An 18,628-nucleotide genomic window follows, 5' to 3' on the forward strand; every position below is an offset into this window, starting at 1 on the left:
ACTTCCATGACTCTGGGCCTTGATCTGCAACGCGTCGCCAGCGGCTATCAGTCCGAACTGCAGCTGTTTGTCGAGCAACACCCGCGCTCCGGCGCCTTCTATCAGGAAAACCTCAAGCACTGGCTGTACGGCGCGCCGTTGCACTGGATGCAGCAATGGCCCGGCGCCTACCCGATCATGGTGGCGGATGCCCGTGGTGCGACCCTCACCGATTGCGACGGCCGCGAGTACGTGGACTTTGCCCTGGGCGACACCGGCGCCATGTTCGGCCATGCCCAACCGGCGGTAGCCGCAGCCATTGCCGAACAGGCACTGCATGGCTCGACGCTGATGCTGCCCACCGCCGACAGCCTGTGGGTCGGTAAGGAACTGAGCCGGCGCTTTGGTCTGCCCTATTGGCAGGTCACCACTTCAGCCACCGATGCCAACCGCTTTGTCCTGCGCCTGTGCCGGATGATCACCGGACGGCAGAAGGTCCTGGTGTTCAACTGCAACTACCACGGCAGCGTCGACGAATCCCAGGTGGAATTCGACGCCCAGGGGCAGATGATTCCCCGAGACGGCGTGCACGCCAACGGCTTGCAGCACGCCTCCACCACCCGACTGGTGGAGTTCAACGACCTGCCGGCCCTGGAAGCGGCCCTGGCCCATGGCGACGTGGCCGCGGTGCTGACCGAACCCTTCATGACCAACGTCGGCATGGTGCCTCCGGCCCCGGGTTTCCATGACGGCTTGCGGCAGTTGACCCAGCGCTATGACGTACCGCTGATCATTGACGAAACCCATACCCTGTCCTGTGGACCGGGGGGCTATTGCGGCGAACAGGGCTTGCAGCCGGACTTCTTCGTCCTGGGAAAATCCATCGCCGGGGGCATTCCCACGGCTGTCTGGGGCTGCAGCCAGGCCATGGCCGAACGGATCTGGCGGGTACTGCCGCATTTCCAGCCGGGCCAGGCGATCAACCACTTCGGCTTCGGTGGAACCCTGGCCGGCAACGCCCTGCAAATGGCCGCCATGCGCGCCACCTTCAGCGAAGTGATGAACGATGAAAACTACGCACGCATGTTCCTGCTCGCGGAGCGCCTGCGAGCGGGCGTCGACAGCATCATCGGCAAGCACGGTTTGCCCTGGCATGTGACCCGCATCGGTGCCCGGGTCGAATACCTGTTCATGCAGCAGGCCCCGCGTAACGGTGGCGAAGCCCACCACGCCCGCCATGCTCTGATCGAGGCGTACCTGCACCTGTACCTGCTCAATCGCGGGGTGCTGTTGACCCCATTCCACAACATGGCCCTGGTGTGTCCGGCCACCCGCGAGGCGCAGGTCGACCTGCACAATCGGCTGCTGGACCAGTGCCTGGCCCAGGTCCTGCCAGGAGCCCAGCCATGAGCCAGGATGACCGCGGGCGCATCGCCCTGATCACCGGCTCGGGCCAGGGTATTGGCCGGGCGATCGCCCAGGTGTTCGCCGCCAGGGGCGCCAAGGTCATGCTGGCCACCCGCAGCGCTGCGTCAGGTGCCGAAACCCAACGCCTGATTCGTCAGGCTGGCGGAACAGCGGAGCTGCTGACCCTGGACCTCGGCACCCGGGCAGCCGCGGAACAGGCGGTAGCGGCGACCTTGGACGCCTTTGGCGGCCTGGACCTGCTGCTGCACAACGCCGGGATCTTTCCGATGCAGAAGCTGGCCGAGCTTGAGGAGCAGACCCTCGACAGCACCTTGGCGGTGAATCTGAAAAGCTGCTTCTGGCTGACCCAGGCAGCCTTGCCGGCGCTACGCCGGGCCCGAGCACCGCGGATCGTCGTCACCTCATCGGTGACCGGCCCACGCACGGCAATTCCCGGACTGGCCCACTACGCGGCGTCCAAGGCGGGGGTCAATGGCTTCATTCGTGCAGCGGCACTGGAACTGGCGGAGTATGGAATCACCGTCAACGGCGTCGAACCGGGGCTTATCGCCACCCAAGCCATGGACAACCTCGGCGACACCGCGACCCTGTCCAGGGGCATTCCCCTCGGGCGCCTGGGAACGCCTGAGGACATTGCCTACGCCATGTTGTTCCTGGCCTCGCCACAGGCCGGCTACATCACCGGCCAGACCCTGATAGTGGACGGCGGTGCCCTGCTCCCGGAAAACAGCCAGTTGTAGGCGCTGGCTTGCCAGCGAAGGCGTCCTCAAGGGCAGTGCTTGTCTCTGAGGCCTCTTCGCCGGCAAGCCGGTTCCTACGCAGCTTGTGGGGATGGGGATCAGTTGCCGCTGCGGATCTTGTTCCACAAGCGGGTGCGGACCCGGTCGATGTCCAGCGGCATGGCTTCCAGGGCGAACAATGTGCCCATCATGGCCGGGCTCGGGTAAACCTTGGTGTCGTTCTTGATCGCTGGGTCGACCAGAGCATCGGCTTGCTGGTTGCCATTGGCGTAATGCACGTAGTTGCTGATGTTGGCCATTACGTCCGGGCGCAGCAGGTAGTTCATGAAGGCATACCCGGCCTTCTCATCCGGTGCGTCCACAGGCATGGCCACCATGTCGAACCAGATCGGCGAGCCTTCCTTGGGAATCGAATAGCCGATCTCCACCCCGTTCTTCGCTTCCCTGGCCCGGCTCTCCGCTTGCAGGATGTCCCCGGAAAACCCCACCGCCACGCAGATATTGCCGTTGGCCAGGTCGCTGGTGTACTTCGACGAATGGAAGTAGCTGACATAAGGCCGGACCTTCATCAGCAGCGCCTCGGCTTTCTTGTAGTCCGCCGGGTTCTTGCTGTGGTGTGGCAGCCCCAGGTAATTCAAGGCCGTGGGAATCAGTTCGGGGCCGTTGTCGAGAATCGCCACGCCGCACTTCTGCAGCTTCTGCATGTACTCGGGCTTGAAGATCAGGTCCCAGGAGTCCAGCGGTGCGTCATCCCCCAGCACTTCCTTGATCTTGGCCACGTTGTAGCCAATCCCAGTGCTGCCCCACAGGTACGGAAAACCGTGCTGGTTGCCCGGGTCATTGACCTCCAGCGCTTTGAGCAGCGCCGGGTTGAGGTTTTTCCAGTTGGGCAACTGGCTCTTGTCGAGCTTCTTCAACGCCCCGCCCTGGATTTGCCGCGCCATGAAATGGTTGGAGGGGAATACCACGTCGTAACCGGATTTACCGGTCATCAGCTTGCCGTCCAGGGTCTCGTTGCTGTCGTAGACGTCATAGGTGAAACCTGTCCCGGTTTCCTTCTGGAACTGCTTGGTGGTGTCCGGGGCAATGTAGTCCGACCAGTTGTAGATCTTGACCGTGTCGGCGGCCTGGGCCAGAGAAGCGCCCAGGAACAAGGGGCTGAGTAACAGCAAAGTGCAAGTCTTGCGGATCATGAGTCGATACCTGTGGCTGGTTTTGTTATTGGCAGGCAATCAAGGGATCAGAAAATCAAGACGTAGGTCTTGCGCACCGTTTCCTGGATATCCCAGATGCCGGTGCTGTTGGCCGGCAACATCAGTGCATCGCCGGCTTCTATGTGCAGGGGCTCGCCATGGTCGGGCGTGAAGGTGCAGCGGCCCTGGATGAAATGACAGAACTCCTGGGCGACGATCTGCCGCCGCCAGCGCCCCGGAGTACATTCCCAGATCCCGGTTTCGACCCCGTCGTTGCGTTCGACGGCAGTCACCGATGTCACGGCCACGGGCGTCCCCAGGGGCACGGCGACCGGCGCCGACTCGTCCAGGGTGACCGTGGCGGTGTGCTTGAATTGCGTGATGCTCATGGCTCTACCTTTGGTTGAAAAAACCGAACGGACATCGTTCGGTGCAAGAAACCCGACTCAGTGCATGAAGCCTTCCATGAACCCGGCAACCCGACTGGCCAGACGCCGCCGCCACGCAGGCGAAGCCGGGTTGGCCAGGGTCTGGTCTTCATGGACAAAGCTGCGAATGATCGCGTTGTAGCCCAGCCAGCGGCAGGGTTCAGGCTCCCAGACCCGCAGGGCGTCGAGGCCGCTTTGCGCCAACACCCAGGGTTGGCGGACCAGCGGGCTGTCCTGCTGGAGAATCAGGTCGGCCAGGGTCCGGCCACCCAGATTGCTGGCGCCGACGCCTTCGCCGCCGTAGCCACCGGACAAGGCGATGCCCTTGCGCCGGTCACACAGCATGTGCGGCATGAAGTGCCGGGACATGCCCAGGTTGCCGCCCCAGGAATGAGTGATGCGCACATTCTTCAATTGCGGGAACAGCTCGCCGAACAGGTAGCGACGCAGCTCGACCTCGTCCCGACTCAGGTCGAAATCGTGGCGCAGCTTGCTGGCGAACTGATATCCACCCCGGGCACCAAACACCAGGCGGTTATCCATGGAGCGCTGACCGTAAGTGACCTGGCGACTGCTTTCGCTGAAGGCCTGGCCCTGGTTCAGACCGATTTCGTCCCAGGTCGATTCCGGCAGGGGCTCTGTGGCTACCAGCAGGCTTTGCACCGGCAACTGATAACGACCCAGGGGCGGCAAGGTCACTGAGTACCCCTCCACCGCCGGCACTATCCAACGGCTGCGCACTGCGGCGTGGCGGGTCTGCAGGCTGCCGGCCTGCCAATGGGTCACCGGGCTGTTCTCGTAAATGTTCACCCCCAGGCGCTCCACCGCACGCGCCAGCCCGCGCACCAGCTTGGCCGGCTGGATGGTGGCGCAATGGGGGGCATAGATAGCGCCATAGGCGTTGGCCACCCGCAACTGCTGAGCCAGTTGCTCGGGGTTCAGCCAGCGGTAATCGTCCTGGTTCAGGCCCTGGGCGTAGAGCTTGTCCAGGTACTGGCGCAGGCTGGTTTCCTGCTCGGGATAGCGGGCCGCGCAATACAGCACCCCGCCTTTGCGGTAATCGCAGTCGATGCCTTCCCGTTCGATGACGTTGGCCACCTCATCGGGAATGCCATGCAGCAGGTCGAAAGAGGCTCGACGCTGCTCCGGCGACAGCCCTGCCAGCAGGCGGTCTTCTCCCAGCAGATTGCCCATCAGCCAGCCGCCATTGCGCCCCGAGGCACCGAAACCTGCGGTCTGGGCCTCGATCACCGCCACCTTGAGCTGCGGCGCTTGGCGCTTGAGGTAATAGGCCGTCCACAGCCCGGTGTAACCGGCGCCAATGATCGCCACGTCCAGATCAAGGTCTTGCTCAAGGGACGGGCGCGGCAACAGCGGCTCGTCCAACTGGTCCATCCACAAACTGATACTGCGCCACGCTGGCATGCAAGCACTCCGCAATCCGAACTTCGAATGCGGCGATCCTAGTCCCTGTCTTCAGGGGCTGTCTTGCGCGCGTGCACGCAAAGAAATTTGTTTGGCATAAGCCTTGGGCGACTGCCCGGTGTGCTGGCGAAAACAGCTGTAGAACGCCGACAGGGAATTGAACCCGGCCGCAAAGGCCAGTTCGTCGACCCGAAGCGGCGGCGCGGCCTGGTCCAGGGCCGCCAGCACATGCTGCAGGCGCGCCTGGTTCACATAACGGTAGAAGCTTTGGCCCAGCACCTGATTGAGCAGGTAGGAAATCTGATTGCGGCTGTAGCCGCACTCCCGGGCGACCCGCTGCAGGTCCAGTTGCGGATCGAGGTAAGGCTGCTGGCGCTGGAAGTACTGCTGCAAGTCCTCGGCCATGAAACTCAACTGACGCGGCGACAGCCCCAGGCGGCTGACCGCCGGGCGCAGGCTGGCCGAGGAGCTGTCCGGCGCCGGTTCACGCACCAGGGACGCATATTCATTGACCCGCCAAATCAGGCCGTCGCGCACGGTAATCGCTTCACTGGAGCGGAACGACACCAGGCCCTGGCCACCCCGCAGGGTCACCTGATACTGGATAAAGGCCGTGTTGCCATCCAGGCGAATGCGATCACAGTGCTCCAGGGCCTCATCGGGGGCCCGGGGCATGCTCACACGCACGTATTCCCGCAGCTCAGCGAGGCCCAGGGTGCGATTCTGGAAAAAGTCGTTGTACTGGATTTGCGGATGGTAAAGCGCCATCACGCCATCGAGGTCGCGGTGCTTCCAGCAAAGGTGATAACGCATCACGGTTTCACCAGTGGCCTGGGTTTGCAGAGGCCCGTCGTCAGGGGCAGTCATAAGGATCTCGAACAGCCAAAAAAGCGCAGCTTGCCGAACTTCGGCAGAGGCATCAATGACCGTCCTTCAGCCAAGGACCCGGGTTCTCTAGCCCCATTTGGGCGAATACATGATGTGCATCAAAAATCTGCGAGTGAACCGCCGGACGGTGGGCAAAAAAACTGCGAGCGGTCACAAGCCGGTGCTATTTTTAAACCCTTGACTGATCGGGTCATTGACGAGCCGATCGTTCCTACCGCGAGCACAAGGAAGCGCTCAATGAATCAAGGTGGGCCACCGATGAACAGAGTCTGGGCCAGTAAAGTCACCTTTCCCAACGCCTGCCAGCTGATGCGCTGGCATTTTCATCCCCTGGGCTTCGAGGCCAGCATGGATGCGCCAGGCAGCATGATCGCCCGGCTCTTCGACCGTGCCAGCGGCGAGACCATGATCGCCATCGCCGGCATTCCCTGTGCCACGGTGATGAGCGCCGCGGATGTCGAACGAATAATCGAGGCGGTGGAAGATGAACTGGAGGCCTTTGCTCCGTCCCTGACACTCAAGGCCTGACGCCAGGCCCCATCGACCGAAGCCCGCCTGACCAGCGGGCTTTTTTCGTCCTCACTGCCGCAGGTCGCGGAAATAAGGCTTGTCTCGGGGCACCCGATCCGAAGCCTTGGGCGCATTGCCCGCCGCCGCCTCCTGGCGATCGACGTACCAGTAGCAGTGCTTGGCCGCCCGAGTGATCCCCACATAAGCCAGGCGCAGGATCTCGTCCTTCTGCGCGCTGTCGTAGGGTTCGGCGTCGCCATCTTTGCCCAGGCCGGCCATGCGATACACCTGATTCTTGTAGGGCGAGCTGCTCAGGTGCTGGCAATCTCCCAGCAGGAACACCGCGTCCGCCTGCAAGCCCTTGGCACTGTGATAGGTGAGTTGCTTAAGCCGTCGAGCCGCGGGAGGCAAGCTAGAATCAACATTAACTACTGGTAAAATATGCTCTTCTATCAATAACTTATCGCTAGTTTTTCGAAACAGCATCAAGATTGAATCGCCCTGCCGATAGTGGTCTGCCAGGCGCTGGGCCAGGCCCTGATCGTCACGATCCAGTACCTGCACCGGCCATAGGTCCTTGGCCTCGCCACTGGCCTTGGCCTTCTTTCCGGCAATCGCCGGGGCTGCGCGAACAATATGCTCCGCCGCATCGATCACATGCTGATGACTGCGGTAGTTCTCGCTGAGCATGACTCGATTGGTGGCCGGAGACGGGAACTCCTTGTTGAACTCGATAAAGTACTTCGGCGAACTGCCGCGCCAGCCGTAGATCGATTGCCAGTCATCGCCCACGCAGAGCAGGGAAGAATGCTGGGCTCCACGCCCCACGTGCAGGGCCGCGCCACGGCTGCGAATCTCCCTGAGACTGGCCTTGATCCAAGAAACGATCTGCGGCGAAACGTCTTGAAACTCGTCGATCATCAGATGCGACATCGGCCTCAGGCAACTGTCGCTGAGCAGCTTGAAGTTTTCCGGGGAGCGCTCGCTGAACAGGGCGAACATCCGGTTGTAGCTCATGATCGGCGGCGACTGATCCAGCAAATGGTCTTCAAGGGCTCGCCAGAACAGGCTCAAGGCCTCGAAGAAGAATCGGTCCGGATCATCCTGGGCGAAGCTCATGTTGCCGACCGCGTCGCCCACATCCAGCCCAAGGTTCTCGATAAAACCGGCGGCGGCAACAAAACAATCCAGCAACGGCGCCGAAGCCAGCTCGCCCTTGACCTTGTAGTCGAAGCCCGGGCCGGCACTGACCTCGGCAGAAAAGGCGCCCAAAGCTCGCTTGGATGATTCGTAACTATCCAACCAAATCAATGGCTTACGACAGAAAGCTTGAAATAGGGTGCGCTTTACCGCCCACTCCGCCCGCACCGTCAGCTTGGCTCCGGGCCGGCTGATCTGCGGGTTCTCCCGCGGGTCGAAGCCCAGTACCACCCAGGCATCCAGCTCAGCGGCATAGCCATGGCAATGGAAGGTCGATCCGTTGATTTCAAAGCTCTGGCGCTGAGGCTCGATGCCCTTGATCGGCCAGGCCCCGGCACGAAACCACAGGTCTTCCACGGTGTCGCAGAGCTCCTCATCACGCTTGGCCGCCAGCTCGGTGACCGCCACGCGCTTCTGTACATCGGGGTGATCGCGCTCCAGCTCCTTGAGCTGCAAGGCGTGGCGCAGCAAGGGCTTGAGCGCCAGGCGGAAGCGTTCGTCGCTGCGGTACAGCGCCTGGTAGCAGGCATTGAGGTGCTTGCGCTGGGCATCGTTGATTCGCAGGTCGAAGGGGTTGCTGTCCACCTCGTCTTCGGCACCCTGCACCCGCTCACTGAGGTTCTCGAAGGCCTGAAGGCGTTCGAACCCCGGCAGACTGCGCACCATGGGCAAGATCCGCGAATGGAAGGTGCGCACCAGATCCCGGGCTTCCCGGGGGCTGAGCGCCCGGCCCCACAGGGCAAAGACCTGCACCAGCTTGTTGATGAAATCCTTGCGTGACTCCCGGGTGAAGGTCACTACGGTCATGGAATCCAGCTCGAATCCCAGGTAGTGATTGAGCAAAAGCAGGCGCAATACCAAAGAAGTCGACTTGCCCGCCCCGGCCCCGGCAATCACTGCAGTGGCAGGCGTGTCGCTGAAAATCATCTTCCATTGGGCAGCGCTGGGCTGGGCCTGCGGCGCCAGCAACCGGGAGACATCGGCCTTGAAGCGTTTTTTCAACTCGGCGCTCAGCGGCAGGCGCCAGTCGTCGAACAGCCGGTCATCCACCCCCGGCGGCCGGTGCTCGGTGTTGCGACTGTCGCGAATCAGCAGCACCTGACGCCCTTCCTCCAGCCCTTCGAGCCGTCCCTCCTGGTAGCCGTATTCCACGCCTGCCGTGTGCCCGCTGCGAAAGCCGTCGGCCTGACCGTGCAACCAGGAGGCGCGATGCTGAGCCCGCAGACGATTCAGGCCATGGCCGAAAAACCGCGCCGCCAAGCGCTTCAACAGGGGCATCTGAGCCAGGGGCAAAAGATCGGGGGGCAGATCGGGGCTGTGTTGCGACACGCGGACTCCAGGGGATGAGACTGAGCGGTAATGGTCGCCGGATTTTTTCACGGTATCCAGCGAATTGCTTGCGGGTCATTAACTTAAGCGATGAACCGAAGGTTTAACACCAGCTCTGCGACAAAAAAACCATCTAATTTTACGATTGGATTACGGCATTTTTTGCGCTTTTTATCGATCAATAGCTGATGGAAGATGCACGCCATCAACCAACGGTTATCGTTTTTTGGCCCGGGTCCAACGAGCCATTACGAGCCCTTTTGAGGAGACGATCATGCTTGAACTCAGACCTTTCAGCTCCCTGGGTGGCGCTCACCACGGCTGGCTGGATGCCCATCACCACTTTTCCTTCGCCGAGTACCATGACCCCAAGCGCATGCACTGGGGCAACCTGCGGGTGTGGAACGATGACGTAATCGCTCCCGGCACCGGCTTCCCCCAGCATCCGCACCGGGACATGGAAATCATCACCTACGTTCGCGAAGGCGCCATCAGCCACCAGGACAACCTGGGCAACAAGGGACGCACCGAAGCCGGTGACGTGCAGGTGATGAGTGCGGGGACCGGGATCGCCCACAGCGAATACAACCTGGAAGCCACGCCGACCAAGATCTTCCAGATCTGGATCATTCCCAACCAGGCCGGCTCCGCGCCGTCCTGGGGCGCCAAGCCTTTTCCCAAGGGGCTGCGCGAAGGGTTCGTGACCCTGGCCAGCGGCAAGGAAGGCGATGAGGAAAGCTTGCGTATTCGCGCCGATGCACGGCTGGTGGCGGCCAACCTGAAGGCCGGGGAAACCGCCGAGTACCACCTGGACGCAGGGCGTCGGGCTTATCTGGTGCCGGCGACCGGGGTGATCGAGATCAACGGCTTGCGTGCCGAAGCTCGAGACGGTGTTGCAATCGAAGATGAGCGGGTGCTGCGGGTGAGCGCCGTGCAAGACAGCGAAATCGTGCTGGTAGACCTGGCTTGAACCGCAGCGGCAAATAAAAAGGGGCGACCATGCTGGTCGCCCCTTTTTTTGCCCGCTAGCCGGCTACACAGATCGTGCAATGAACAACCACCGTAGGAGCTGGCTTGCCAGCGAACGCATCCGCAAGACCTGTGTCCGTCTCAAGGACCTTTTCGCAAGCGAGCCGGCTCCTAACGTGAATCAGTTGCCGCTGATGGCGGTGTCCACCAGGGTCTGGGCTTCCTGCACCAGCTGCTTGAGGTGGTCGTCGCCGATGAAGCTTTCAGCGTAGATCTTGTAGATATCTTCGGTGCCAGACGGGCGTGCGGCGAACCAGCCGTTCTCAGTCATGACTTTCAGGCCGCCAATGGCCTGATCGTTACCCGGGGCCTGGCTGAGGATCTGCTGGATCGGCTCACCAGCCAATTGGGTCGAGGTCACTTGTTGCGGGGAGAGCTTGCTGAGCAAGGCTTTCTGCTGCGGATTGGCCTTGGCATCGACCCGCACCGAGAAAGGCTCGCCCAGCTCGTCGCACAGCGCGCGGTAAGCCTGGCTTGGATCACGACCGGTGCGCGCGGTCATTTCAGCGGCCAGCAGCGACGGGATCAGGCCGTCCTTGTCGGTGCACCAAACGCCGCCATCCTTGCGCAGGAAAGAAGCACCAGCACTTTCTTCGCCACCAAAGCCCAGAGAGCCATCGAACAGGCCATCGGCAAACCACTTGAAGCCCACCGGCACTTCGTACAGGCGACGGCCCAGGCGTGCCGTCACCCGATCGATCAAGCCACTGCTGACCACGGTCTTGCCCACGGCGGCATCGGCACGCCATTGCGGACGGTTCTGGAACAGATAGTCGATGGACACCGCCAGGTAGTTGTTGGGCGCCAGCAGGCCGCCGCTTGGGGTCACGATGCCGTGACGGTCATGATCGGGGTCGCAAGCAAAGGCCACGTCAAAGCGTTCTTTCAGGCCGATCAGCCCTTGCATGGCGTAGCTGGAAGATGGGTCCATGCGGATCTGCCCGTCCCAGTCCACCGACATGAAACGGAAGGTGGCGTCCACTTGCTTGTTCACCACCTCCAGGTCAAGGCGGTAGTGCTCGGCGATTGCCGACCAGTAACGCACCCCTGCTCCACCCAGCGGGTCCACGCCCAGGCGCAGCTTGGCGTTGCGGATCGCGTCCAGGTCGATGACGTTGATCAGGTCGGCGACATAGGTGTTGAGGTAGTCGTGGCGATGGGTGGTATCGGCCTTCAGCGCTTGCTCGTAGCTGATGCGTTTGACCCCGGCCAGCTTGGCCGCCAGCAATTCGTTGGCCTTGGCTTCGATCCACTTGGTGATGTGGGTGTCGGCCGGGCCGCCATTGGTGGGGTTGTACTTGTAGCCGCCGCTTTGTGGCGGGTTGTGGGACGGGGTGATAACGATCCCGTCCGCCAGGCCCGAAGTGCGACCGCGGTTGTAGCAGAGGATGGCATGGGACACCGCCGGCGTCGGGGTGTACTCGTCAGCGGCAGCAATCATCACCGTCACACCGTTGGCCGCCAGGACTTCCAGGGCACTGGCCCCGGCCGGGGTCGACAGTGCGTGGGTATCGATGCCGACAAACAGCGGCCCGGTGATGCCCTGGGCTTCGCGGTACAGACAGATGGCCTGGCTGATGGCCAGGACATGCCATTCATTGAAACTCAGATCGAGCGAGCTGCCGCGGTGCCCGGAGGTGCCGAAAGCCACGCGCTGGGTGGGCACCGATGCATCGGGCTGACCGGTGTAATACGCCGTAACCAGTCGCGGGATATCGACCAGCAACTCGACGGGTGCCGGCTTGCCCGCAAAAGGACTGAGAGTCATGCAAAACCTCTGAAAAAGGATGGTTCGGGAATGGAGCGCAGTTTACTGGCAGTTTGACCACCGCGCGACGAAATCTATCCCAGAACAACCCCGCCTTTCTCAGCTGACTGAAGCAGGCCTGGCTTACGCAGGAACTGGCTTGCCGGGGAAGACAGCCTCAAGGCTTGCACGAGGCTCAGGCCCCATTGGCCGACAAGCCGGCGCCGACAAAGATACAGATACAAAAACGCCAGGCTTGGCCTGGCGTTGGGGGAATCAGGCCGGTTCGACCTGCAGCGCGACCCGTTCGCGACATGGACATTCGTCCATGTAACGGTGCGCCTCGACAAACTCGCTGAAGGGGAAGACTCGGGTCTTCAAGGGCACCAGCACTCGATCCGCAGTCAGCTGGTTGATGTCGCGCAGCGCACGCTGCAACGCCACCTGATCCTGAATGATCCCCAGTTCCGGCTTGCCGGTGAAGTTGCCGATGCAGTGGACAAAAAACTGGATGTTCTTCTGGAACGCCGCGCAGGCCGGGAATGGAGTCTGGTTGCCGCCTTGCAGGCCGTACAACACCAGGCTGCCGCGAGGCGCCAGGACATCACCGAGCATCGACATCTGCGGACCGCCCAGACCGTCGAACACCACATCGACCCCGCGATTGTTGGTGAGCTTGTTGATCTGCATCAGCAGGTCCTGCTCTTCGGTGACAATCACCTTCTCGGCGCCGAGGGACAGCAGGTACTCACGCTCTTCAGCGGTCTTGGTAGCGGCAATCACCCGCACACCCAGGGCCTTGCCCAACTGCACAAAAGACGGGCCGGCACAGTGGCTGGCATCGGTGACCAGGGCGAACTGCCCGGGCTTGACCCGCGCAAGGTCAGCGTAGGCGAAATAGGCAATCAACAGCGGCGTGTAATGCACCGCGGCTTCGATAGGGCTAAGCACATCCGGATAACGGGTCAGGGCCGAGCGTGGCAGGACGATCTGCTCGCCATACACCGGGTAGTCATTGGGGCTTTGCGCGGGAAAGCTGGCGACCTTGTCACCGACCGCGAGGTCGTCGACGCCCTCGCCTACCGCCGTGACCACACCGGCCATTTCGTGTCCGAGACCGGACGGCAGACGCGCATGGGACGACGCCAGGTTCTGCCGCCAGAGCACGTCGTACCAACTGATACCGATGGCTTCGACTCGTACCTGCACTTCGCCTGGCGCAGGCAACGAGGCCGCATGCTCTTCGCATTTGAGCACCTCGGCCGGTCCAAACTTGTGAAAACGAATCGTGCGGGACATCGCAAACCTCGTCAAATTAACCTCTAATGCCGCGAACTTTATCCGGGCTTTGAAAGCAAGACTATCAGTGCCTATTAATAGTCGACATGTCTGTCATTGATTCCGTGCCCTTGAAAATCGGGGCGAACAGCGTGCCGGGCCGCAGCCTGAGCACAAACAAACAACATTTAGCCGATGCAGAGTACCAGCCTTTACCCGTAAGATTCACGCCGGCCATTGTTCCGATATGGCCGCTCCCGTCAAGTTCGCTGACTCTGCCAGGACTCCAGATGAATCGTAATGACCTGCGTCGTGTCGACCTGAATCTATTGATTGTGTTCGAGACACTGATGCACGAACGCAGTGTGACTCGCGCCGCCGAGAAGCTGTTTCTCGGTCAGCCAGCCATCAGTGCCGCCCTGTCGCGGCTGCGCAACTTGTTCGACGACCCGCTATTTGTACGCACCGGCCGCAGCATGGAGCCGTCGGCCCGGGCCGTGGAAATCTTCGCCCTGCTCTCACCGGCCCTGGACTCGATCTCCACCGCCGTCAGCCGCGCCGCCGAGTTCGACCCCGCCACCAGCACCACAGTGTTCCGCATTGGCCTGTCCGACGACGCGGAGTTTGCCCTCCTGCCGATGCTGCTCAAGCGCCTGCGCGCCGAAGCCCCTGGCATCGTGCTGGTGGTGCGCCGGGCCAACTACCTGTTGATGCCGTCGCTGCTGGCCTCCGGTGAAATCTCCATCGGCGTCAGCTACACCGCCGACCTGCCGGCCAACGCCAAGCGCAAAGTCCTGCGCCGCAGCCTGCCCAAACTGCTGCGTGCCGACACCGTTCCGGGCGCCCTGAGCCTGGACGACTTCTGCGCCCGCCCTCACGCCCTGGTGTCGTTCGCCGGGGACCTGAGCGGCTTTATCGATGAAGAACTGGAAAAGCTCGGACGCAAACGCCATGTGGTACTCGCCGTGCCGCAATTCAACGGTCTGAGCACCCTGCTGGCCGGCACCGACATCCTCGCCACCGTCCCCGACTACACCGCCGAGGCCCTGACCGCCGCCGGCGGCGTACGCGCCGAAGACCCGCCCCTGCCGGTGCGCAGCTTCGAGCTGCACATGGCCTGGCGCGGCTCACAGGACAACGACCCGGGAGAGCGCTGGTTGCGTTCGCGGATTCAGATGTTTTTTGGGGATCCGGATAGCCTTTGAGATCGACCAGTGTCGCCTTCAACATCCACCGATTACTGGATGAGTGTTGCGATCCAAGGTGTGGCGCCAGGGTTGTAGGCGCTGATGAAGAATTGACCCATCTGCCGAAAAACCGCTGACCCAAGCAGCCTTCAAGGCTAAGGCCGTCTGTGCGCGGTATCTACCTATCCAAGTTGGGGCAGTCTTGCCCTCAGCAGGTGGGGCAATTGCGCATCAATGCCAACACTCGGCCCTCATGCAGAGAAGGCGGCGAGCACATCGCTGGCAATCAGCTCTTTTCTGGCGTTGCACTGATCGTCGCCAGTCATGCGCCAGACATTCCAGCCGTTTTGCAACTGACGCTCACCGAACCGATTCATCACCGACTCCAGTGCGCTTTGCTTTTGCGCTGGCAAGGCATTCAGTTTTTCCTCACTGAACCCATTGAAGTCAAAAACATCCCTGATGTAGTGAGCATCGACTGAATTTCGAGTGGACGCTGCCCATTTGCCGACCTGGTTACGCCCCTCCCACATCAAAGGGTGTAACTCGTCCGGGGTGTAAAAGCCCAAGCCGAACCCGGTTCCGTAACCCTGGCTTTCCTGATAGGCATACAGATATTCAAAGAGCTCGGCAAAGTCCTCCAGGCGCCAGAACGATTCGATCAGTTGCTCGAGACTCATGACCTCGTCTGCGACAGCCACTCCCAACTGCCCAAACCATTCCCTTAAAGAGACGCTGACGGCAGGCAGTTGTGCCGAACCCTCCTTTTTCAGATGGGCGACAAGGAAATTGTACGGTCGACTCATTTCGAGGCTCTCTTGGTTTTGGAGTTGCTGTGTATCACCGGCACAAGGTCCCATTGCAAACAGGCACGATTACCATCGTGTCAGCGGAACAAGCTCGGCTTGTGCCAGCAAAACACACCCACTACAAGGTGTAGGCAATGCCGACCTGCAGCGTTCGCGGAGCCCCCGGATAAGCGTAAACGTTGCCGAACGCGCCCTCTTCATAATCACGGTCAAACAGGTTTTTCAGATCCAGATTCAGCCGCACCTTGTCATTGACCTTGTAGAAACCGAGCAAATCGACAACGGTGTAGCTGCCCATCGAAAACCCGGTATTGGCGGTTTGCCCGGCGCGCTCGTCGACGTACCTGAGTCCGCTCCCCAGGCCCAGGCCCTTGAGCATGCCGTCCTGGAACTCGTACATATTCAGCAGGCTGAAGCTGTTTTTCGGGATGTTCAGCAGCCGCGTGCCAGAGCGCAGCACGTTGTCCTTGGTGACTTCGGCATCGACATAGGCGTAGCCGCCGATCACGCGCCATTCGGGTGTCAGGTTGCCGGCAACGTTGACATCGAAACCACGGCTTCGCACTTCACCGGCGGCCACGCTGAAGGTCGAGTCAACAGGGTCGGTGGTCAAGACGTTGCGCTTTTCGATCTGATAGATCGCCGCGTCGACACTCAACTGCTGATCCAGTGCTTCCCACTTGAGACCCATTTCATAAGACTTGCCCTTCTCCGGCGCAAACCCGCCGCCGAGCCGGCTGGCGCCGGTGTTGGGCTTGAACGAGCGAGCGGTATCGGCGTAGAGCGCCAAGGTCTCGGTCAAGTCGTAGCTCACGCCAATGCGCGGTGTGACCGCGTTGTCACTGGCCTGCCAACTCTTGCCGCCGGGTACATAGGTTTCGTAGTCATGTTCGAAGCGTTCGAAACGCGCCCCTGCCAGCACTTTCAGTTTGTCGGTCAGGGCCACTTGATCCTGCACGAACGCGGCATAAGTCTTGAGGTTTTCCTTGTCATGAGTCGGCGTGCGGGTCAGGGCCGGACGCGGCTGGCCGTACAGCGGATCGAAGAGGTCGATGGGGTACGCACCGACAGCACCACTGGAGCGTTGAATGATCGACTGGTAGTCGTAGTCTTCGTATTCGATACCGGTGAGCAAAGTGTGCTGCAAACCGGCGGTATCGAAATGGCCGGTCAGGTTGAGCTGGGCATCCCGGTCGGTCCACTCCAGCTTGCGATAGTTGAAATTGCGCCCCAAGGTGCGGCCGTCAGCGGCAATACCGTTGGCCTCGACCGCGTTGCCCTTGAGCGAACCATCGAGCCACTGCACACCACCCCCCAGGGTCCAGTCGTCGTTGAGCAGGTGTTCGAAGCGCAGTTGCGCCATGTTGTTGTCGTTGTGCAGTTTGCCAACGTCTTTTTCACCGAAAAAACTGTCGCGAGAAGCGCTGCCAATCTGCTTCGCGTAACGGGTAACGCCTCGATCCAGAGGCGCGTTGTTACGCATGAAATCGCCTTCGAAAATCAGCCTGGTCGCGTCGCTTACCTGCCAGCTGAGCACCGGCGTGACACCGTAGCGCTCGGTGTCGACATGATCGCGGAAGGTGTCGCCCCCCTCGCCCACGACGTTCAGTCGATAGGCCAGGCGCCCGTCTTCGTTGAGCGGCCCGGAAGCGTCCAACGTGCCGCGCCTCATGCCCTGGTCGTTCAGTTGACTGCCCAGGGTGACCGTGCGCTCGGGCAACGGCTGTTTGGAAACCACGTTGAAAGTACCGCCAGGATCACCTCGGCCATACAGCATGGTTGCCGGGCCGCGCAGCACTTCAAGGCGTTCAATGGTGTTGGCATCCGGCATGTTCGGATAGCCGCGATTGATGGGAAAACCGTTGCGGTAAAACTCGCCGGTGGTGAAGCCACGGACGGTAAACGTAGTCAGCCCCTGCCCACCAAAATTGTTCGCCCGCCCCACGCCGCCGGCGTAGTCCAGCGCGTCCTGCAAACGCGTGGCTCCAAGATCCTCCACCGCATCCTTGGCGACCACACTGATCGACTGCGGGGTTTCATGGATCGAGGTATCGGTCCGCGTGGCGCTGGCCGAGCGCGTTGCGCGATAACCCTGCACCGGACCATCTGCCCTTTCGTAACTCTCGGTGCCGATGACATCAGCCGTGCCCAACTCAAGGGTTGAGGGCTTTACCTGCGCTTGTTCAGCCCATGAGGTAGACGACAACGCTTGCAGCACACAAATGGAAAGCAGGGTTCGGCGCATGGAGAGAAAAAACCTTTACGAATAGGCCAATACAAGGGGTGAAACCGCCAAAAAACTCCGGCGCATGCTATACAAAACCATTCGCAATTAATACAAATTCCCATTAGTACCCAAGGCCGCTATTCCCCCCCTAGCCATCGCCGAAGCGCGTCGCGCGAAATCCCCACCTGCATCCATTGACAAGGCCAGGGCAAAAATTCAACATGCCAGCACTTGTTGGACAACCTACAACCAACAACCAACAAGTACCGCTCTGCAACCGCCAAGGCGTGCGAAGAGCTGTCGAGGAGATGAAATCCATGCCTCACCCCAAATCCGCCACAGCGTGGCCGCCCTCTTGTGCCGCCCCGAGAGAAACGATCCAAGCCCCGAGCTTCGTGCTGCCGACAGGTGCATGCGACACCCATGCGCATGTGATCTGTGCTGATTTTGAGCGCTATCCCCTGGTACCCGAGCGCAGTTACACCCCGCCTCCCGCACCTGAGGCGCTGTATCTGGACATGTTGCGGGCCACGGGGATGCAGCGCGGGGTTCTGGTGCAGCCGAGCGTCTACGGCACCGATAACCGCTACATGCTCGAGGTGTTGCAACGTCATCACGATCGACTGAGGGGCGTCGCGGTAGTCGACGAACGAATCGGCGATGACGAACTGGCGCACATGCACGCCTTGGGTGTGCGTGGAGTTCGCATCAACGTGCTGTTTCGCGGCGGCGTGAATCTGGACTTGATGGAGCGTCTTGCCCATCGAGTTGCCGACCTTGGCTGGCATCTGCAGTTTTTGATTGATGTCCGGCTGTTAAGCGAGCTGCAGGCACGGATAGCCAGGCTGCCCTGCCCCGTGGTGATCGATCACTTCGGACACTTCCCGGCCCGCCTGGGCGTCAAGGAGCCAGGGTTCGAGTTGCTGCTGAGAAACGTGGCGGAACACGGTTGGTGGGTCAAGTTGTCGGGCGCTTATCGCCTGAGTGAGCGGCATCCGGACTATGCCGACACGGATGCGCTGGCCCATGCCTTGCTGGGCGTCGCCCCCGAACGAATGGTTTGGGGCAGCGACTGGCCCCACGTAGCGCTCGAAAGCACGCCCGACACCGGTTCATTACTGGATCGCTTGCGCTCATGGGCGCCCGATGAGCGCCAACGACAGAGCATCCTGGTCGATAACCCCGCCGTTCTGTACGACTTCAAATAACAAAAACAATAACCCAGCGGCAC

General features: G+C 61.3%; 15 protein-coding genes. 6 read left to right on the forward strand and 9 right to left on the reverse strand.

What is annotated here, in order from left to right:
* The first annotated feature begins 6 nt into the window (after window positions 1–6).
* Together PQT43_RS13025 and PQT43_RS13030 are read left to right on the forward strand one after the other, a co-directional pair.
* The gene (locus PQT43_RS13025; RefSeq protein ID WP_110595605.1) at window positions 7–1,389 is read left to right on the forward strand and encodes an aspartate aminotransferase family protein; all 1,383 of its coding nucleotides are present in this window, start codon (window positions 7–9) and stop codon (window positions 1,387–1,389) included.
* On the forward strand, window positions 1,386–2,147 hold the full coding sequence (locus PQT43_RS13030) for an SDR family oxidoreductase (protein ID WP_267270000.1): 762 nt from the start codon (window positions 1,386–1,388) through the stop codon (window positions 2,145–2,147). Before PQT43_RS13025 ends, PQT43_RS13030 begins: the two co-directional genes overlap by 4 nt.
* Before the next feature lie 98 nt (window positions 2,148–2,245).
* On the opposite strand, the gene PQT43_RS13035 is transcribed toward PQT43_RS13030, so the two are convergent.
* The 4 genes from PQT43_RS13035 to PQT43_RS13050 are packed head-to-tail and all read right to left on the reverse strand — an operon-like array spanning window position 2,246 to window position 6,060.
* Window positions 2,246–3,340 carry a polyamine ABC transporter substrate-binding protein gene (locus PQT43_RS13035; RefSeq protein WP_267269999.1) on the reverse strand — a complete coding sequence of 365 codons (1,095 nt, stop codon included), beginning with the start codon at window positions 3,338–3,340 and terminating at the stop codon, window positions 2,246–2,248.
* Between the two features lie 47 nt (window positions 3,341–3,387).
* Complete coding sequence (locus PQT43_RS13040) at window positions 3,388–3,729, reverse strand: cupin domain-containing protein (protein WP_102865158.1); 342 nt, start codon at window positions 3,727–3,729, stop codon at window positions 3,388–3,390.
* A gap of 57 nt (window positions 3,730–3,786) precedes the next feature.
* A complete protein-coding gene (locus PQT43_RS13045; protein WP_267269998.1) occupies window positions 3,787–5,193 on the reverse strand; it encodes an NAD(P)/FAD-dependent oxidoreductase in 1,407 nt (468 codons plus the stop codon).
* 51 nt (window positions 5,194–5,244) lie between these two features.
* Window positions 5,245–6,060 carry a helix-turn-helix domain-containing protein gene (locus PQT43_RS13050; protein ID WP_102879463.1) on the reverse strand — a complete coding sequence of 272 codons (816 nt, stop codon included), beginning with the start codon at window positions 6,058–6,060 and terminating at the stop codon, window positions 5,245–5,247.
* 279 nt (window positions 6,061–6,339) lie between these two features.
* On the opposite strand from PQT43_RS13050, the gene PQT43_RS13055 reads away from it, so the two are divergent.
* Window positions 6,340–6,609, forward strand: a complete 270-nt coding sequence (locus PQT43_RS13055) for a DUF1652 domain-containing protein (protein ID WP_102865161.1) — start codon at window positions 6,340–6,342, stop codon at window positions 6,607–6,609.
* Between the two features lie 51 nt (window positions 6,610–6,660).
* Here PQT43_RS13055 and PQT43_RS13060 read toward each other — a convergent pair whose 3' ends face one another.
* Window positions 6,661–9,120: a UvrD-helicase domain-containing protein gene (locus tag PQT43_RS13060; RefSeq protein ID WP_272754055.1), complete on the reverse strand. Its 2,460-nt coding sequence runs from the start codon at window positions 9,118–9,120 to the stop codon at window positions 6,661–6,663.
* 274 nt (window positions 9,121–9,394) lie between these two features.
* Between PQT43_RS13060 and PQT43_RS13065 the strand changes: the two genes are divergently transcribed.
* Window positions 9,395–10,090, forward strand: a complete 696-nt coding sequence (locus PQT43_RS13065) for a pirin family protein (protein ID WP_221808123.1) — start codon at window positions 9,395–9,397, stop codon at window positions 10,088–10,090.
* 180 nt (window positions 10,091–10,270) lie between these two features.
* On the opposite strand, the gene pgm is transcribed toward PQT43_RS13065, so the two are convergent.
* Together pgm and PQT43_RS13075 are read right to left on the reverse strand one after the other, a co-directional pair.
* A complete protein-coding gene (gene pgm / locus PQT43_RS13070) occupies window positions 10,271–11,917 on the reverse strand; it encodes a phosphoglucomutase (alpha-D-glucose-1,6-bisphosphate-dependent) (RefSeq protein ID WP_267269996.1) in 1,647 nt (548 codons plus the stop codon).
* Between the two features lie 255 nt (window positions 11,918–12,172).
* Window positions 12,173–13,195, reverse strand: a complete 1,023-nt coding sequence (locus PQT43_RS13075) for a zinc-dependent alcohol dehydrogenase family protein (RefSeq protein WP_102879467.1) — start codon at window positions 13,193–13,195, stop codon at window positions 12,173–12,175.
* A 269-nt stretch (window positions 13,196–13,464) separates the two neighbouring features.
* Between PQT43_RS13075 and PQT43_RS13080 the strand changes: the two genes are divergently transcribed.
* Window positions 13,465–14,379: a LysR family transcriptional regulator gene (locus tag PQT43_RS13080; RefSeq protein WP_102865166.1), complete on the forward strand. Its 915-nt coding sequence runs from the start codon at window positions 13,465–13,467 to the stop codon at window positions 14,377–14,379.
* A gap of 233 nt (window positions 14,380–14,612) precedes the next feature.
* On the opposite strand, the gene PQT43_RS13085 is transcribed toward PQT43_RS13080, so the two are convergent.
* On the reverse strand, window positions 14,613–15,167 hold the full coding sequence (locus PQT43_RS13085) for a hypothetical protein (RefSeq protein ID WP_123391005.1): 555 nt from the start codon (window positions 15,165–15,167) through the stop codon (window positions 14,613–14,615).
* Between the two features lie 121 nt (window positions 15,168–15,288).
* A complete protein-coding gene (locus PQT43_RS13090) occupies window positions 15,289–17,415 on the reverse strand; it encodes a TonB-dependent siderophore receptor (protein WP_272754056.1) in 2,127 nt (708 codons plus the stop codon).
* A 299-nt stretch (window positions 17,416–17,714) separates the two neighbouring features.
* On the opposite strand from PQT43_RS13090, the gene PQT43_RS13095 reads away from it, so the two are divergent.
* A complete protein-coding gene (locus tag PQT43_RS13095) occupies window positions 17,715–18,605 on the forward strand; it encodes an amidohydrolase family protein (RefSeq protein WP_102879582.1) in 891 nt (296 codons plus the stop codon).
* Window positions 18,606–18,628 lie beyond the last annotated feature (23 nt).

Origin of the sequence: Pseudomonas sp. BLCC-B112 (assembly GCF_028550695.1) — a bacterium.
GTDB lineage: Bacteria > Pseudomonadota > Gammaproteobacteria > Pseudomonadales > Pseudomonadaceae > Aquipseudomonas > Aquipseudomonas danubii.

Excerpts from the sequence above, each read along its gene's own strand:
- PQT43_RS13025 (WP_110595605.1), top strand. The coding sequence starts at position 7 with ATGACTCTGGGCCTTGATCTGCAACGCGTCGCCAGCGGCTATCAGTCC.
- PQT43_RS13030 (WP_267270000.1), top strand. The coding sequence starts at position 1,386 with ATGAGCCAGGATGACCGCGGGCGCATCGCCCTGATCACCGGCTCGGGC.
- PQT43_RS13035 (WP_267269999.1), bottom strand. The coding sequence starts at position 3,340 with ATGATCCGCAAGACTTGCACTTTGCTGTTACTCAGCCCCTTGTTCCTG.
- PQT43_RS13040 (WP_102865158.1), bottom strand. The coding sequence starts at position 3,729 with ATGAGCATCACGCAATTCAAGCACACCGCCACGGTCACCCTGGACGAG.
- PQT43_RS13045 (WP_267269998.1), bottom strand. The coding sequence starts at position 5,193 with ATGCCAGCGTGGCGCAGTATCAGTTTGTGGATGGACCAGTTGGACGAG.
- PQT43_RS13050 (WP_102879463.1), bottom strand. The coding sequence starts at position 6,060 with ATGACTGCCCCTGACGACGGGCCTCTGCAAACCCAGGCCACTGGTGAA.
- PQT43_RS13055 (WP_102865161.1), top strand. The coding sequence starts at position 6,340 with ATGAACAGAGTCTGGGCCAGTAAAGTCACCTTTCCCAACGCCTGCCAG.
- PQT43_RS13065 (WP_221808123.1), top strand. The coding sequence starts at position 9,395 with ATGCTTGAACTCAGACCTTTCAGCTCCCTGGGTGGCGCTCACCACGGC.
- pgm (WP_267269996.1), bottom strand. The coding sequence starts at position 11,917 with ATGACTCTCAGTCCTTTTGCGGGCAAGCCGGCACCCGTCGAGTTGCTG.
- PQT43_RS13075 (WP_102879467.1), bottom strand. The coding sequence starts at position 13,195 with ATGTCCCGCACGATTCGTTTTCACAAGTTTGGACCGGCCGAGGTGCTC.
- PQT43_RS13080 (WP_102865166.1), top strand. The coding sequence starts at position 13,465 with ATGAATCGTAATGACCTGCGTCGTGTCGACCTGAATCTATTGATTGTG.
- PQT43_RS13085 (WP_123391005.1), bottom strand. The coding sequence starts at position 15,167 with ATGAGTCGACCGTACAATTTCCTTGTCGCCCATCTGAAAAAGGAGGGT.
- PQT43_RS13090 (WP_272754056.1), bottom strand. The coding sequence starts at position 17,415 with ATGCGCCGAACCCTGCTTTCCATTTGTGTGCTGCAAGCGTTGTCGTCT.
- PQT43_RS13095 (WP_102879582.1), top strand. The coding sequence starts at position 17,715 with ATGCCTCACCCCAAATCCGCCACAGCGTGGCCGCCCTCTTGTGCCGCC.